Origin of the sequence: Paracoccus albicereus (assembly GCF_024359525.1) — a bacterium.
Lineage (GTDB): Bacteria > Pseudomonadota > Alphaproteobacteria > Rhodobacterales > Rhodobacteraceae > Paracoccus > Paracoccus albicereus.
Genome location: NZ_JAKZEU010000007.1, coordinates 64,192 through 79,706 on the forward strand (window position 1 = coordinate 64,192; position 15,515 = coordinate 79,706).

Consider the following 15,515-nt stretch of genomic DNA (forward strand, 5'->3'; position numbering starts at 1 on the left):
GACACATCACGCCGTCCTGTCGTTAAATTTGAGAAAAAGATCTATTTGTCGCCGCGTCTATGCATCATTGTGGCTTGGCGACACGTGTGTCGTCTTCGAGAGCGCAACCTCGGCCTGAGCGGCACGCGTCGAACCCAAGAAATCTTGACGCCACTTCAGGGCAAAAATGCGTTAGTATGAAACAGGTCACGAAGCGCAGCAGGAAGATATGATTGATTTGTATGCCTCTGACTCCTCCTTTCCGAAACTTTCCGATCTCCAGAAACGCCTTTCCTCTTCGCCCGGCAAGATCACGTTAGCACTGACCGACGACATTGACATCGATCAGGTCGAAGCCTTTCTGATCGCGGTCTTCGAGACGACGGAGAGCCCGTATTCGTTGCGCGAGCAGGATGCCCTTATCCTGTCCGTTCTCGAAGACGCGAACGGGGCTGAGACCGTTACGCGCAATGGCTGCGGGGTGAAGGTCGTTCTGACAGCCGATAGCTGCGCGATCGTCCACGACGGTGCTTCGGTGATGGCCAAGACGATCGCGGTCGCGATGTTGCAGGCACTGGAGGAACTCGACGATCCGGCGGGAATGGTGCTCGCCGGAATGGCGGGCGTCTGGGAGAGCCCCTCGTTCGAGATGACACGCAGTCTGTCGTCCGAACCGCGGATGAGTTGACGCGCCCGGACGGCCATTCAATTCCGGCTGATCAGTCCCTGCGCTGTCATGCGGAAGGATCGTCTCAGCTTGCCGGATGCCAAGCGGGCGGGTCGGATCGAAGACGATGTGCCGCCACCCGCCATCCCGTCTCGATCCCTTCGACGCGATACGGCAGGCCTATGCGCCGGATATCGCCCCAGTCCGTATGCTCGATGCTGCCCTGGGCGTCCGTGGGTCCGCCTTCTCGGCCAGCCTCCGCGCACGCGGCTGTGGCGTGATCGATCAGAAGCTTCGCCTGACGCGCCAAGGATAGCCGTGCCGACAGGACCCGGTCCCCGCTGCGTTGCAGTCTCAGGCCGTGCAGGACGGCCGCAGCCGTCAGATAACCGGTGGCGTGATCCAGAACCTGATACGGCAGGTCGATGATTGCGCCCGCCCGTTCAAACGCCAGACCGGCGCTCCGCTGGACGAGGCTGTCGAATCCCCGCCGGGTCGACCAGGGCCCTGACCAGCCATAGGCATTGAGACCGACGGTGACGAGGCCCGGGTTGAGTTCGCGGCAGGCCACCGTCCCGAAGCCCATCTTGTGCAACGCATCTGCGCGAAGGCCATGGACCAGCACGTCTGCTTCCCTGACGAGCCTTCGGAACATCTCGCGGTCGTCAGGGTCTTTCAGGTCGAGGCCGGCGCAGGTCTTGCCAACAGTCATTTCGATCGCGTTGCCATCCTCGTTCCAGTGCGGCGGATCGATGCGCAGGACATCCGCACCGAAAGACGCGAGAAACCGCGTTGCGACAGGTCCGGCAAGCACCCGCGTCAGGTCGAGCACCCGCAGTCCGGACAGCGGCCGCTTGGCGTTTACGGGCCTCCAACGGGACGGATGCTTGTCGGCTTCGTCCCATATCACGATCGGCTCTTCGCTGACCGCCCGGCCTTGTGGATGCGCGTCCCAGTCTTCCCGTGTCCTTAGCCTTGCAGCACAGCCGCCGGCCTCGACAATCGCGGTTTCAAGTTCCTCACCGTCCCAGCGGGCGATCGCCCTGCCGGCAGCCTCTGGCGTCGCGGGCATCCCCAGCACCCGGCGCGCCGCAGCAAGGTGGTGTTCCGCATTTGTGTGAAGCCTGATCCATCCGTCGGTCGTGCGATAATCGTTCGCATAGGGGTCCCACTTCGACGGGAGCGTCCAGCCCAGGGGGATGACACTGCTTCTGCACCACTGATCGACCTTCGCTCGGTCGACCGTCGCGTCAGGCAAGTGACCGAAATTGACGTCGTGAAGGCTTTGGAGGGCTGATACGGCGGCGCTGACCGCGGCGCCTGCCAAAGAACTGACAGGAAGATCGCCGTTGAAGCGCCCGTGCCCGACCAGTGCAGGGGTCGGCGGCCGTCCGGCGCCCGCGTCCAATCTGCGCAAATCGGCTTCGATGACGTTGTGCACAGGTGATCCGCCTGATGATGCGATGCAATTCTCACAGCGTCATAGTGACGCGATCGCGACGCAGCAAACAAAAGCGCAATCGCCGACTTATCGGACCAGCAGGACAGGCACCTTGCATGTGCGGATCATCTCGAGGCTCGTCGAGCCGACGAAAAGCGATCTCAGCCGCGAATGACCGGCAGCGCCCATGATAAGGTGGTCGAAGCCATCTGTCTCGATCAGACCGGCAAGAGCCTCTTCCGGCTGGCCCGACAAGATGGCGGTGTCCGTCTTCATCGCTGGCGACAGCACGGCCTTCGCATCTTCAAGCGCTTTCAAGGCAGCATCCGTTGCCGGGCCGACGGTGACGATCTTGACGACCAGACCGGCATAAAACGTCGACCGGGCAGCGTAATCGACGGCACGCATGGCGTTGGCGCTGCCGTCGAAGGCGACAAGCACCTTCGTGATGGGACGGAACGCGCGCGACGTGATGAACAGGGGCTTCGATGCGGCCCGGACGACGCGTTCGGTATTCGAGCCCAAATGACCCTTGGCAAAGTCGGCGGCCTCGCCACGCTTGCCGATCAGGATCAGCTCTGCCTCGCGTTCCTTGTCCGTGACCGCCTCGATCAGGTCCCCGCGCCGCAGATGTTCGGAAGCCTGAACTCCCTCGCGTTCGAGAAGCGCCTTGGCATCCTCGAGGATGGCACGGCCACGCGCCCGCGACAGTTTCGCGCGTTGCTCATCGAGGCTGGACAATTCCTCCAGCAGTGCCGTCCGGGCGCCGAGCGAAATCGCGCCGGAAAGATCCGATCCCGCCCCGCCCTCGCGCCGTCCGAGGACATGCATCAGCTCGACCGCGCATCCACCGCGTTCTGCGATCCACGCCGCATGATCGCAGACGCTTCTTGAATAGGCGGAGCCGTCCACCAAGGCGATGATCTTGTCGGTCATGACGTCCCCCTCCTCAATGCGCCATAAGCTTGTCGATCGCGCCGGGCTTGTCGTGTTGGCCCAGCCGGTCGACGATGGTTTCGGAGGCCCTGTTCATGCCGATGATCTCGACCTCGGACCCGTCCCTGCGGAACTTGAGCACGGCCATGTCGAGCGCCGCCACCGAAGAGATGTCCCAGATATGGGCGCGGCTCACGTCGATCACGACGCGGTCGGCGGCCTCCTTGAAGTCGAAAGCGTTCATGAAATCCTCGGCCGAGGCGAAGAACAACTGACCCTCGACACGGTAGGTCCGCACACGGCCGTCGTCGGACACGGACGAGGTGACCCTGAACAGCTGCGCGATCTTGCCTGCAAAGAACAGCCCCGACAGCAGCACACCGACAAGGACGCCGATGGCAAGATTGTGGGTGTAGACCACCACCGCGACCGTCGAGAGCATGACGATCGAAGAGGATCGCGGATGCGTTCTCAGCTGCTGAATCGACGACCAGGAGAATGTGCCGATCGAGACCATGATCATGATCGCCACCAAGGCCGCCATCGGGATCTGCGCCACAAGGTCGCCCAGGACGACCACCAGGAACAGCAGGATCACGCCTGCCGCAAAGCATGACAGCCGTCCGCGGCCACCCGATTTCACGTTGATCATCGACTGGCCGATCATCGCGCAGCCCGCCATCCCGCCGATGAAGCCGGTCGCGGTGTTGGCTAGCCCCTGGCCGATGCATTCCTGGTTCCTGTCCGATTTCGTGTCGGTCAGATCGTCCACGATGTTGGCGGTCATCAGGCTTTCCAGAAGCCCAACCACCGCCACAGCCGCGGCATAGGGGAAAATGATCGACAGGGTTTCCAAAGTCAGCGGAATGTCCGGGATCAGGAAGACCGGAAGCGTGTCGGGTAAAGCGCCCATGTCGCCCACGGTGCGCACATCCCATCCCATGACCATCACCAGGGCCGTCAGCACGATGATCGTCACCAACGGCGAGGGTACGGCCCGCGTCAGATAGGGAAAGAGATAAATGATCGCGAGACCGGCGGCGACCAGCGGATAGGTCAGGGTCGGAACCCCGATCAGTTCCGGCACCTGCGCCATGAAGATCAGGATCGCGAGCGCGTTCACGAAGCCCGTCATCACCGAACGTGAGACGAAGCGCATGAACCGCCCCAGCCGCGCGAAGCCGGCGGCAATCTGCAACAGACCCGCGAGGACGGTCGTCGCCAGCAGGTATTGCAGACCGTGCTCGGCCACGAGCGTCACCATAAGGACGGCCGTCGCCGCGGTCGCGGCCGAGATCATGCCCGGGCGTCCACCCGCGATGGCGGTGACGACCGCGATCGAGAACGAGGCATAGAGACCGATTTTCGGGTCCACCCCGGCAATGATCGAAAAGGCGATCGCTTCGGGGATGAGGGCAAGCGCGACGACGAGGCCTGACAGCAGATCGCCCCGCACGTTACCGAGCCACTGGCGTCGGTAGGCATCGAGATGCATTGTGAAATTCCGTTCTTTCCGGTCTGGCGGCACTGCGCCACCGGTGATCAAGGTCGATGATCATGAATGGCCCGGCGGATCGGCGGCCGGGAGAGCCACCCGAGGTTCACACCCCGGGTCCGGATGAATGCATCGCAGATAGCGAACGGATGTCGGAAAGGCAATCGGCCGAACGGGCTTGGTTCGATGCGACCATCGCCCACCAAGAACGGAAGCTTGTCGAAAGCACGCAAGGCCCCCACGAATCCCGCAAGCGCGGAGGGTGAAGCGCCGGGCTTTCGGACCGGGAAAACAGCATGGCGACCGCGCTTTACCCGCGGCCGCCATGCCGAACTTTGAAACGCCGGCCGCGGGTTCAATCCAGACAATCGTCAGACAGTGACCCGCAGCCGGAAGAACTGGTTAACGAAGCGTATAGTCCACCTGTGATCCATCCTCGGCAGTGAAGCGGACATGGACCAGCGTCGCGCCGTCGAACCACAGATCGCGATCGAGGTCGCCCCGCACGGCGTAATGCGTCGCCTGCACGGCCCCCCTGCCCGTCTGCACGGTTTCGCTACCCAGATTGCTGACCCGGATGGCATCGGTGCTGCCGTCGATCGTGTTCAGGACCTGTCCCGCGCGCAGGATGTCCGCGTCCCACAGGCTCGCGGGGATCAGCGATGTCGCACCGACGCTGATCTTGTGCGGGGTGCCGTTGTCGTCAGTCTGCGAGGTCAGGCCAGCAAGCTGTCCGCCGCGCCAGGTCTCGGTGCTGTTCTGGCGAAAGCGATAGGCGGCGACGCCGACGACGGGAAGCTTGACCGCGACATCGGTGCTGACATCAACCGTCATGTCGCCGCCCGAACCCCTGAAGGTCACGACGTAGTCGCCGATGTCGCGACCCTTCCGGATGACGTCGAAGGCCAGCTTGCCCGACGATGGGACGCTGTCGGATGGCGCTGCGGACGCCGGGGCGAAAGCGGTGAGGGACAGGGCCAGCGCGGCAACGCAGGTACGGATGATTGGGGTTTTCATCTCAGATCATTCCCATGCCGATGAACAGGTTGCGGTTGGCGTCCGCGATGGCGCGGCGGCCATGCATGACGCGAGTGTTGTCGAGGATGGCGATGTCGCCGTCCTGCCAGTTGATTTCGTGCGTGACCTCCTCGGCCAGGGCACGGATCTCTTCGATCTCGTCCTCGGTGACGTCGCTGCCGTCGGCCATCGCGTAGCGCGGGGGTTGGTAGTTGTGCGACGGACCAAGAACCGCGTTGGCAAAGCCGGGCGCATCCCCGCCAAGGACCGAGCCGCGGACGGGATCGAGGGTCAGACGATAGGTCAGCGAGCCATCGTCGTGCAGGGTGAAATCCTGTCCCGGCACCGAGGCCTTGAATTGCAGCACATGCTCCATCGTCACCTGCGACGGATCGGTTAGCGCCGGATGTTCGTTCACGAGGTAGCGTTTCCACAAAGTCTCGGGCAGGACGCGCTCCACCGTCATCGGCTGCGACCAGCGTGCCTTCAGCTTGTCGTCGAACCGCTCCCACACCGCGCGGCCGTCGCAGATCGTCGTCTGCGAGCCTTCGAACGCCGCCGTCTGCGCGAAGAAGGTGACGATGTCCGGGCAGCGTGGCGTGTTGCCGTTCTCAATATGCAGCCCGATCGGGCCAAGGCCGGCATCGACCATCTGGGTCGTTTCTGTCGTGTTGCTGCGCGCGGGATCGAAGGTCACCCGACGGCACAGCGTCGTTACCACCCCGGAAAAAGACTGCATGTCGGGATCGAAACCGCGCAGCAGCGTCCAGCCGTCGCGCGCCAGATGATCGCGGATGGTCGCCAGCAGGCCGGGATCGGTCAATCCGTCCGGATAATCGCGGTGGCGCAGGATATTGTAGGTCATCATGTCCTCATGGTCGTGAAATTTCAGGCCGGGCGGCAGCGACCACCGCCGGGTCGCGTGCCAGACGGATCAGCGCGCGATCGATCAGCGCCGGTCGCAGGCGTTGCAGCGCGATGAAAAGCCGCTCTCGGCTCGCGGGGACCTGGCTGGGGCGGCGCGCAACGATCGCGCGCCACGCGCGAGCCGCGACCGCCTCGGGGTCATCGAGCGTCATCGCCATCGGGCGGACCAGCGCGTCAAAGCCTTGGGCCGCATCGGTGCGGGTGCCGCGCGGCGCCAGATGCGTGACGGCGATACCGCGCGGCGCCAGTTCGCGGCGCAAGGCATCCGCCATGCCCCGCAGGGCGAATTTCGACGCCGAATAGGCTGCGAAATAGGGAAATGCGATCTCTCCGAAGACCGAGCCCACCATGACCACCTGGCCCCGGCTGGCCGTCAGCGGCGCCAGCAGGTCGCGTGTCAGCGCCAAGGGGGCGGCGACATTCAGCGCCAGCAACGCCGCGATGTCGTCGTCCGACATCGCCTCCAGCGTGCCAGACGGCACCGTCCCCGCATTGTGGATCAGGATGTCCAGCCCCGTCTCGCACACGCCGGCGACGATTGCGGCGCGGCCTTGGGCCGTCGTCACATCGGCAGGCAGGACCAGCGCGTCGCGCAGATCCACGGCGGTGCGGGCCAGCGATTCTTCGCGGCGGCCCACCAGGATGACCCGATGGCCGTGCCGATCTGCCTGCATGGCCAGCGCCCGACCGATGCCGGATCCTGCGCCGGTGATCAGGACGTTGCGGCGGCTCATGCGGCCACCCCCAGCGTCAACGGGATCAGCGTCTGAGGTTGCACCGCGATCTGGCGTGCAATCTGGCGATCGGCATTGCCGGACGGTCGGATCAGTCCCGGATGACGTGGATCGGCGATGACCAGCGCATCGGGTCGGGCGTAGGCCGGCAGCCCCGACAAGCGACCCACCAGCGCGGCCATGTCGGGGGCTGCGGTCGCTGCCAGAACCAGGACCAACGCATCATCGGGCATCAGAATCAGCGCAGCGGCGGGAACGGCCGGATCGGCCAGAGCCTCTGCCTCGACCCATTCCGGCGCGATGTTGCGGCCAGAGGCGCGCAGGATCATCGCGTCGCGCCGGCCGAGAACGGTCACACGGCCACCCTCGATCCGCCCCAGATCGCCCGTACGCCACGGGCCGGCATGAGGTTCATGATGCAGGTATCCTGCCATCACCGTCGGACCGTCGACCACGATCTCGCCATCCTCGATACGCAGGACCGTGCCATCCATCGGCACCATGGCCGAACCGTCGGCCGAATCCTGGGGCGTCAACGCGACCACCGAACAGGCTTCGGAGAGGCCGTAACCCTCGGCCACGGGAAGGCCCAGTGACCGCGCCTCGGCGATCAGGGCGGGCGAAACAGGCGCGCCGCCGACCGCGACATAGCGCAGGCTGTCCGGCCTGGCTGCGCCTGCACGCAGCGCCGCGACCCATAGCGTCAATTGGCGGGGGGCGAGAACCGTCACCGTGGGACGGGTCTGATCTGCGATACGCGCCAATGCGCGCCCGTCGCCAGTGAACAGGGCCGCCGCCTCGGGCGGGCAGATCACGGTTTCGGCCCCGGCCATGATCGGCAGGAAAATACCGCAGATCTGTTCCAGAAGTTGGGCCTGCGGCAGTGCCGAAAGGTAACGATCCTGCGGCCCGGCGCCAAGAACGCGCGACAGACCATGCGCGGACGCGGTCAGCTGACGGTCGCCGAGAACGACCCCCTTGGGGCGTCCCGTTGTGCCCGACGTGTAGATCACCCGCTCGGCCCCACCCGAATAGGTCAGCGGCAACGCGCGATCGCCCTGCGGCAATTCATCGACCAGCGTGGCGCCAGCATCCTGCAACAGATGCGCCACCTGCCCGGTCGAAAAGAAGCCCGGCACCGGCACGACGCGGCAGCCGGCCAGCGTCGCGGCCAGATCGCCGATGACATAGTCCAGCCCCGACAGGCGCAGCCCGACGGTGCGTGGACCGATAGCGAATCCCGCCGCAGCGCGACCGACTGCATCGGCCAATTCCGCCCATGTCAGACGCTCCTGACGGTCGATGAAAGCGATCGCGTCGGGGCGTTCGTGTGCGTGGCGCGCAAGGGCGTCGAAGACGGGGATCATTTGGGATGGACCTCGATCAAGGGGGTGCCCCGACGGGGCATGAAGCGCAGGGGCTCGGTGTTTTCCTGCACCGCACAGACCCAAGGGTCTGTGCTGTAATAGCTGCCCCACAGGGGGGGCGTCGGGAAGCCGGGTCGGACGTGCCGGCGCAAGGGCCATGACCGGCACCCCGGTGCGCCGTAGCATCCGCAGCAGCGGCGCGGTGGCGGTGAACAGACCCCAGCTTGCGCCCCGACGACGGCCTTCGGCGGTGATCACCTCGATCAGCGGCAGGATCGCGGTCGGAACGGGACAGGCCATCGACACGATCTCGATGACGTCGCTGGCTTCGACGGGGCTTCCCGTCAGGTCGCCAAGCGTTTCGGTCAGCGGACGGTCGAGATAGACCTCGCTGAGAAAGCCACGGCCGGCATCGCGCAAGCCAGCGGCACCAAGGATGCGTCCGCCCGCACCCCGCGCGACCGCCAGGGGCAGTGCGGGCAACGTGAAGTTCGCTTGATACGTCGCGCTGAAGTGAGTTTCGATCAACGCGGCGGCGGCATGCCAGTCGGGGGCGCGCCAGTCCAGAATCTCAGCTTGCATCAAGACCGCCTTCTGTCGGGCGGTGCTGTCGGATCGTCATGGGCGCACCTTTACTCTGCCTGTGCGCCCACAGACCCCGCGAAGCTTGCAGCAAGCTTACGGGCGCGCTGACGGGCTTCACATCGGCGTGAGGCGTGAAATGCGTTGATCCTGTGTCTGACGCACGTCATCTGTGTACACGGCATGACAGGAGGAACCCATTGCGCGTGCTGATGGTCGAGGATGAGGCCGACATCGCCGACGCGGTCGTTCGCTTTCTTGGCGCCGAAGGTCATGCAGTCGATCACGCACCCGACCTGGCCGCGGCCGAGGCCGCGATGGACGTCGCCGAATACGACGCGGTCCTGTTGGACCTCGCCCTGCCGGACGGATCAGGGCTTTCCCTGCTGCGTGATCAGCGCAGACGCGGAAACCGGGTGCCCGTCATCATCGCCACTGCCCGCACACAAATCTCGGACCGGATTGCGGGGCTGGACGCGGGGGCCGATGATTACGTCGTCAAACCCTATGACCTAGCCGAAGTCGCGGCCCGTCTGCGCGCGCATGGTCGCCGCGCCTCTGGCGATCCGGCGAGCGAAAGCTGGCTTGGCACGCTGCGCGTCGATCGCGCCGGTGCGCGCCTGTTTCGCGACGAAAGCGAGATCCGCCTGACGTCGCGCGAATGGGCCTTGTTCGATGCCCTGCTGTCGGCGCGGGGCCGCGTGCTGTCCAAACAGGTTCTGGAAGAACGGCTTTACGCCTTTGACGACGCGATCGAGGGCAACGCGGTCGAGGTCTATGTCTCTCGATTGCGGGCCAAGCTGGGCGCGACGATGATCGAGACCCGGCGCGGGCTTGGATATCTGATCCCATGACGCAGACATGGTCCCTGCGCGGACGTCTGGTCCGTCGCGTGGTGATGGGCGCTTGCCTGGCCTGGCTTGCCGGCGTCGGTCTGGCCGTCCTCGTCGTCGGTCACGAAATGTCCGAGCTGATGGACGATACGCTGGGAAACTCGGCTCGGCTTTCGCTGTCGCTCTACAAGGAGGCGGGTCATCTGGGCGCGCTGACGCTTGGGGATGGCGCCGTCCGAATCATCGACGGCGATACCACGGTCACCGATGCGCCATGGGCGCCGGTGGCCACGGATGGTGGACAGGATCTGCCGGGCTGGCGTGTGTTACGGCTGTCGGATCCCGACAGCGACATCGTGGTCGAGGTCGGTCAAAGCAGTGAATGGCGTCAGGACGAACTGGCCGAAAGCCTCGGCGGACTGGTCGCGTTGATGCTGCCCGTCCTGCTTGCGACGGTGATCGCGGCAAGGGGCGCCGTCACCTCGGCCCTGCGCCCCGCCACCAGGCTTGCAGCGATGCTGCGCGAACGCTCCGCACAGGATCTGTCGCCCATCAGCCCGCCCGATCTGCCCGCCGAACTGGTGCCCATCCCGAAAGCGTTGAACGGCTACCTGAACGACATCCACGCCCGGATCGAGGCAGAGCGCCAGTTCGCCACCAATGCAGCACACGAATTGCGGACACCGATCGCGGCCGCGTCCGGCCAGGCGCAACTGATCGCGGCAGGACTGGCCCGCCCCGAAACCGCCGGGCGTCTGGCCGAGGCGTTGGGCCGTATGGGCCACCTGGTCGAACGTCTGCTGCAATTGTCCCGCGCCGAATTGGCCTCGATGGGCGCGGGGCCGTGCGATCTGGTGCGCGTGGCACGTATGGTTGTCGCCGAAAGCGATCTGAAAGTGCATTTCGATGACGCCGAATTCACCGACGCGATCGTTCCGGTCGATCCCGATGCGCTGTCGTTGATCCTGCGCAACCTGTTGCAGAACGCCGCAACCCACGGTGCCGGGGACCTGCGGGTGGTGCTGTCCCCCGGGCCGGCCGTCACCGTGTCGAATGCCGTTCGTCCAGGCGCGACCTTTCGGCACGCAACCTTCGACAAGTCCAGCAGTTCGCCCGGGGCGGGCCTCGGTCTGGTCATCGTGGCCAAGGTCGCGGAAGCGCAGGGGATCGGCGTCGACTTCGCGATGGATGATCGGCGGGCAACGGTCCGCGTGAACTTCCCGGACCGCCGAACGACGATCCGGGACCGAACTGATCCGAGCATCGGGGCGTCGGCAGCGCTCTAGGTCCGCGCGACGCCGAAAGCGTCAGCGTTGTCCCTTTTGAGGCAACGGTCGCTTCAGACCGGTCAGCATCGACAGGACCAGGTTTTCGTGATGGCGAAGACTTTCGACGATCACCCCCAGAACATGGAACACCACCAGCACCAGGATCAGCGTGGCGAGGGCTTCGTGAACCTCCTCCATCGCGGATGATCCCCAGAACATGTCCGTCGTCTGCAACCATCCGGTCAGGGCGGTGCCGGTCACGGTCAGCAACAGGGCGACGATCATCACGCCGCCGGCAGGATTGTGGCCCAGATAGCGCTTCTCTCGCCGATGCCGCAGATCGTTCAGGTATCCCAGAACGACCTGCGGGCGACGGACGAAATCGGTGAACCGCGCATGGCGGGGGCCGACAAGGCCCCACGCAACGCGCGCGGCGATCAAGGCTGCGATGACGTAGCCCATCCGCTCATGCAGCACCTTGGGGCCGTCCGATGTCAGCCAGGTTCCGGCGATCAGACAGACCAGGCTCCAGTGAAACAGCCGGACGAAGCCATCCCAGACCTTGATCCTGTCAGTCATCGGAGCCCACGGCCTCGAACGTTACCGGATCGAAGAAGATCTCCACCCGTTTGCCGGCTTCGTCATGACCGTACACTTCATAGCACCCGTCTTCAGTCTTGACGTTGTTGATCGTCCAGCCCTTTGCAGTCAGCTCGGTCTTCAGCTCGTCGACGGTGCGCCATTCGGATTGCGGCGCGTCGCAGCGTTCGCTTGCGAAGACCGGGACAGCCGCGGTTGTCGCGACAATCAGGGCGGGGATCAGGAAAACTCGCATGACATCTCCATCATCTGCGTTTCGATGAGGGAGAGATGGCTTTCGAAGCTTGCAGAAACCTTGCAGATCGCATTCGGAAGCGCCGATTTCTTGTCACAGCCCCGCAGCCCTCAGGCGAAATCAGAGGCGCAGGCTCTGTGACCCTCGCAGACAATCGTCCGCGCGCTGAGTTCAATGTCGAACGCCGGCAGCAATTCTCTTACCGCAGCTTGGCCGATTATACATGAGCCGCTCACGTGCTACCAATCGCCCATGCCGCAACGCCAACCCACGTTTTCCCACCGTATCGTCCGCGACCCACCAGAGGATGCCGAAAGCGAACGCGCGCCGATCTTCCCCTATTGGAGCCTCACGAAGACGGTCATTGCGATTTGCGCCCTCAAACTCAGCGAGATGGGCAGGATCGATCTGGACGAGCCCGTCACAAGCGAGCCGTTCACGCTGCGCCAGCTTCTGTACCACACCGCGGGCCTTCCGGATTACGGCACGCTTCCCCAGTATCATGCTGCCGTGCGAAATCACGACGAGCCGTGGTCACGCGACGATCTGTTGCGTGTCGCGCTGGCACAGGGAAACAGGTTCGCCCCGGGTGAAGGCTGGGCCTATTCGAATGTCGGCTATATGCTGGCGCGGGAGCGGATCGAGGAGGTCGCAGGTCGCCCCCTCGCATCCCTCGTCAGCGAGATGATCTGCGACCCGCTCGACCTTCGGAGCATATCGCTCGCCTCCTCGAGAGAGGCGTTTTCTCATGTCCACTGGCAAGCTGCCCGGCACTACCATCCCGGCTGGGTGTACCATGGATGCCTGATCGGGACGGCGGCAGATGCAGCACGGCTGCTTCACGCGCTGTTCACATCGCGATTGCTCGAACCGTCAACCCTTTCGCAGATGCTGAAACGATACCCTCTTGGTGGGGCAATCGAGGGACGGCCCTGGACCGACCACGGCTACGCGATCGGCTTGATGAGCGGGCGCATGGGCGATGCGGGGCGTGCAATCGGCCATTCAGGCGGCGGCCCGTTCAGCGTGAACGCTGTCTACCATTTCCCCGACCTTGAAGACCCTGTGACCGTCGCAAGCTTCTGCGATGGGAGGGACGAAGGCCTAGCCGAATTCGCTGCGTTGAGACTCGCGACGGATCATTGACCTGGCCGGACCCGGCAAGATCCGCACGGGAAGCGACTGAGGGGCGCAGCGTGCGGTGCGATTTGCAATAACCGCTGATCTGGGCGGTCGAGCCGATAGGCACGTCGGTCTGCGCTGACGACGTTCTCGGAGTTTGGAACAGACCGGGCGGCGCCACACAACACGGCAACCTACTACTGACAAAACTCGGCAACCAACTATCTCTGCCGCCCGGTAATGCCTATTTGGTCTATGCCAAGTCAAATGTCATCCTGTCCTTTTCGATAGCTGACCTTTTCGTCAAGTAAAGAGAATTATGATTTTAGAGACAACGACCTGGCGTTCGACACATGCATCCACGACGACACATGTGGTTAGCTGGACGAGCGGCCAGCATAACCAAGCATGCCCAACGCAGATGAAGACGGCGCTGATATTGGCCGCAGATAGCGGCTCTGTCGAAGGGCCTGTCGCCTGCGTTATCAGCTGTATTTAGTCACGAACCTTGGAAACTTCAGGCGGCACCCCTCAGCCCGTCAGCATCCGCAGCGCGACAAGTGCGATGGCCATACCGGCGGCGCCCTCCATAAGCGGCAGGATGCGCCTCAAAATCCGCTCCGACGCCCCTGACCGGAACGTGCTTTCCCGCGCAGTGACGGCGGCGATCGCGACACCGACGGTAACCAGTCCCGTCCCCAGCGACATCGCAAAGGTTCCGCCGATCCCTGCGGCAAGAATTCCCATGTGCCATGTCAGCACGAGCAACAGAAGCGCGCCGGAACACGGCCGTATCGCGATGCTGAGGATCAGGGCTGCGACGTCGCGGGCACTTCGGACCCCTTCGACCTCGTCAAACGACGGCCCGTGCCGATGCCCGCAATGATCGCATTGGCCATCGGCATGGTAGTGATGCGCATGAGGAACCGGTCCGACGACACGGAATCGCCAGAGGCGGCGCCCGGCGCGGAAAATCAGCCAGAGGCCAATCAGTCCGATCGCGATGCTGCTGATCGGGGCCATGATCCCCTCGACCACGCTGATCGACGCTTCCCGCGTCCATCCAAGCGCCAGGAAGCCTACGCCGAAAACAAGGATCGCGGTCAAGGCTTGCCCCAGCGACGCCGCGATGGCGATCGCCGACAGCCGTACGACCGGCACCCGCCGCCCGACGCCATAACCGCCAATCAGGACCTTGCCGTGACCCGGACCGACCGCATGGGCGACGCCATACAGAAAGCACAGACCGATCATCGCGCCGACCGCGCCCGGCTGACCGACCCGCAGTGCCTGCAAACCGCGCGCAAGCTCATTCTGGAATTCGCGCTGCCAGCCGGCGGCCCAGTGCGCAAGTCGTGCGTCGGCGCCGCTGGCGATCAGCCAGACAAGCCCCGCCGCCACCGCAAGGGGGACGATCAGGAATCCGGGTCGCATGACAGGATGAACGAATCTGCGAACATGACTCCGATATCGGGAAGGTCGACGACCTCGAAGGGGTCCGACGACATGTCGACCGCGGCCAGGGCGTCGCCATATTCGGCCTGCGCTGCCGCGCGATCGGCCCGTTCCCGACGCAGGTCGCACCCTGTCTGGCCGATCACGCCGGGAGCTGTCGGGACATCGTAGGCCACAAAGTAGGTCGGATCGTAGGATCGAGCCACGACCACCTTGCCGTCAGGGGAGACAGGGTCGCTCAACGTCATGACATGTGTCGTGACATAGCGGCCGTCACGCCAGTCCGCGCTGTGATCCGCAGGCGGTGCAAGGGCCTGATCGAGACCGTCAACGGTCACGCTGAAGTCGCCGGGAAAGCCGGCCGCCCAGTCCACATCGCCACCGGCAAACGCATTCAGACGCTGCGGCTCGGGGATCCCGTCGCTGTCCTGATCGAGCTCGTTCTCTTCGACGAGCAGCAGCGAATAAAGCTCGTCATAGGTCCATTCGACCTGGACCCCGGTCAGCAATCCCGCGTCATCGAAGATCAGATCGAACGCGGTATCGATGAAGACATGAGGATGTGCCGCGGCCGGAGAAGCAGCCGCGACGGCCAGCAGGGTGACAGAGATCAGCCGCATGCTCATAGCTGCGGTCTAGGGCAGCAAGCCGGGTGCGACAATCGGTGGGGTGAGCAACTCAAGAAGGGTTTATGAGCGCAAGGCACTTCGGACGTGATCGCGCAAGCTCAACACTCCATCTCGCGCTTGTGTCCGTCGCCCGAGTTCTCACGCCGCGTCGTGGCCTGTAGGCTTCAGTTGGCCATAGAGCCAGCTTGCGGGATGGCTTGCCGGTCACGATGCTTGACTTAACGCCGT

General features: G+C 64.3%; 15 protein-coding genes and 1 other annotated feature. Of the genes, 4 read left to right on the forward strand and 11 right to left on the reverse strand.

Features of this window, described 5'->3' with window-relative positions:
• The first annotated feature begins 208 nt into the window (after nucleotides 1–208).
• Nucleotides 209–667, forward strand: coding sequence for a hypothetical protein (locus MLD63_RS16435; protein WP_255331007.1), 459 nt, complete (start codon nucleotides 209–211; stop codon nucleotides 665–667).
• Between the two features lie 64 nt (nucleotides 668–731).
• On the opposite strand, the gene MLD63_RS16440 is transcribed toward MLD63_RS16435, so the two are convergent.
• The 7 genes from MLD63_RS16440 to MLD63_RS16470 form a co-directional block, all read right to left on the reverse strand.
• Complete coding sequence (locus MLD63_RS16440; protein WP_255331008.1) at nucleotides 732–2,087, reverse strand: CoA transferase; 1,356 nt, start codon at nucleotides 2,085–2,087, stop codon at nucleotides 732–734.
• An 87-nt stretch (nucleotides 2,088–2,174) separates the two neighbouring features.
• Nucleotides 2,175–3,023 carry a universal stress protein gene (locus MLD63_RS16445; RefSeq protein ID WP_255331009.1) on the reverse strand — a complete coding sequence of 283 codons (849 nt, stop codon included), beginning with the start codon at nucleotides 3,021–3,023 and terminating at the stop codon, nucleotides 2,175–2,177.
• A 13-nt stretch (nucleotides 3,024–3,036) separates the two neighbouring features.
• The gene (locus MLD63_RS16450; protein ID WP_255331010.1) at nucleotides 3,037–4,518 is read right to left on the reverse strand and encodes a SulP family inorganic anion transporter; all 1,482 of its coding nucleotides are present in this window, start codon (nucleotides 4,516–4,518) and stop codon (nucleotides 3,037–3,039) included.
• A 65-nt stretch (nucleotides 4,519–4,583) separates the two neighbouring features.
• Nucleotides 4,584–4,642 (reverse strand) — a sequence feature (sul1 is cis-regulatory element that is thought to sense ions involved in sulfur or methionine metabolism; They are found in Alphaproteobacteria).
• Nucleotides 4,643–4,920: 278 nt separating this feature from the next.
• Complete coding sequence (locus tag MLD63_RS16455; protein ID WP_255331011.1) at nucleotides 4,921–5,535, reverse strand: DUF6134 family protein; 615 nt, start codon at nucleotides 5,533–5,535, stop codon at nucleotides 4,921–4,923.
• A 1-nt stretch (nucleotide 5,536) separates the two neighbouring features.
• Nucleotides 5,537–6,400 (reverse strand): TauD/TfdA family dioxygenase, encoded by an 864-nt coding sequence (locus tag MLD63_RS16460; protein ID WP_255331012.1) that lies wholly within the window; start codon nucleotides 6,398–6,400, stop codon nucleotides 5,537–5,539.
• A gap of 7 nt (nucleotides 6,401–6,407) precedes the next feature.
• Nucleotides 6,408–7,196 (reverse strand): SDR family NAD(P)-dependent oxidoreductase, encoded by a 789-nt coding sequence (locus tag MLD63_RS16465; RefSeq protein ID WP_255331013.1) that lies wholly within the window; start codon nucleotides 7,194–7,196, stop codon nucleotides 6,408–6,410.
• Nucleotides 7,193–9,145: a class I adenylate-forming enzyme family protein gene (locus MLD63_RS16470; RefSeq protein ID WP_255331014.1), complete on the reverse strand. Its 1,953-nt coding sequence runs from the start codon at nucleotides 9,143–9,145 to the stop codon at nucleotides 7,193–7,195. The genes MLD63_RS16465 and MLD63_RS16470 overlap by 4 nt, the downstream gene beginning before the upstream one ends.
• Before the next feature lie 200 nt (nucleotides 9,146–9,345).
• Here MLD63_RS16470 and MLD63_RS16475 point away from each other — a divergent pair, with 200 nt between their 5' ends.
• Complete coding sequence (locus MLD63_RS16475) at nucleotides 9,346–9,999, forward strand: response regulator transcription factor (RefSeq protein ID WP_255331015.1); 654 nt, start codon at nucleotides 9,346–9,348, stop codon at nucleotides 9,997–9,999.
• Entirely contained in the window at nucleotides 9,996–11,264 is a 1,269-nt protein-coding gene (locus tag MLD63_RS16480) for a histidine kinase dimerization/phospho-acceptor domain-containing protein (RefSeq protein WP_255331016.1), read from the forward strand. The genes MLD63_RS16475 and MLD63_RS16480 overlap by 4 nt, the downstream gene beginning before the upstream one ends.
• A gap of 21 nt (nucleotides 11,265–11,285) precedes the next feature.
• Here MLD63_RS16480 and MLD63_RS16485 read toward each other — a convergent pair whose 3' ends face one another.
• Nucleotides 11,286–11,825 (reverse strand): cytochrome b/b6 domain-containing protein, encoded by a 540-nt coding sequence (locus MLD63_RS16485; RefSeq protein ID WP_255331017.1) that lies wholly within the window; start codon nucleotides 11,823–11,825, stop codon nucleotides 11,286–11,288.
• On the reverse strand, nucleotides 11,818–12,081 hold the full coding sequence (locus MLD63_RS16490; protein WP_255331018.1) for a PepSY domain-containing protein: 264 nt from the start codon (nucleotides 12,079–12,081) through the stop codon (nucleotides 11,818–11,820). Before MLD63_RS16490 ends, MLD63_RS16485 begins: the two co-directional genes overlap by 8 nt.
• A 252-nt stretch (nucleotides 12,082–12,333) precedes the next feature.
• Between MLD63_RS16490 and MLD63_RS16495 the strand changes: the two genes are divergently transcribed.
• Complete coding sequence (locus tag MLD63_RS16495) at nucleotides 12,334–13,227, forward strand: serine hydrolase domain-containing protein (RefSeq protein ID WP_255331019.1); 894 nt, start codon at nucleotides 12,334–12,336, stop codon at nucleotides 13,225–13,227.
• Nucleotides 13,228–13,734: 507 nt separating this feature from the next.
• On the opposite strand, the gene MLD63_RS16500 is transcribed toward MLD63_RS16495, so the two are convergent.
• Complete coding sequence (locus MLD63_RS16500) at nucleotides 13,735–14,637, reverse strand: nickel/cobalt transporter (protein ID WP_255331020.1); 903 nt, start codon at nucleotides 14,635–14,637, stop codon at nucleotides 13,735–13,737.
• Nucleotides 14,619–15,278 carry a DUF1007 family protein gene (locus MLD63_RS16505; protein WP_255331021.1) on the reverse strand — a complete coding sequence of 220 codons (660 nt, stop codon included), beginning with the start codon at nucleotides 15,276–15,278 and terminating at the stop codon, nucleotides 14,619–14,621. Before MLD63_RS16505 ends, MLD63_RS16500 begins: the two co-directional genes overlap by 19 nt.
• Nucleotides 15,279–15,515: the final 237 nt, after the last annotated feature.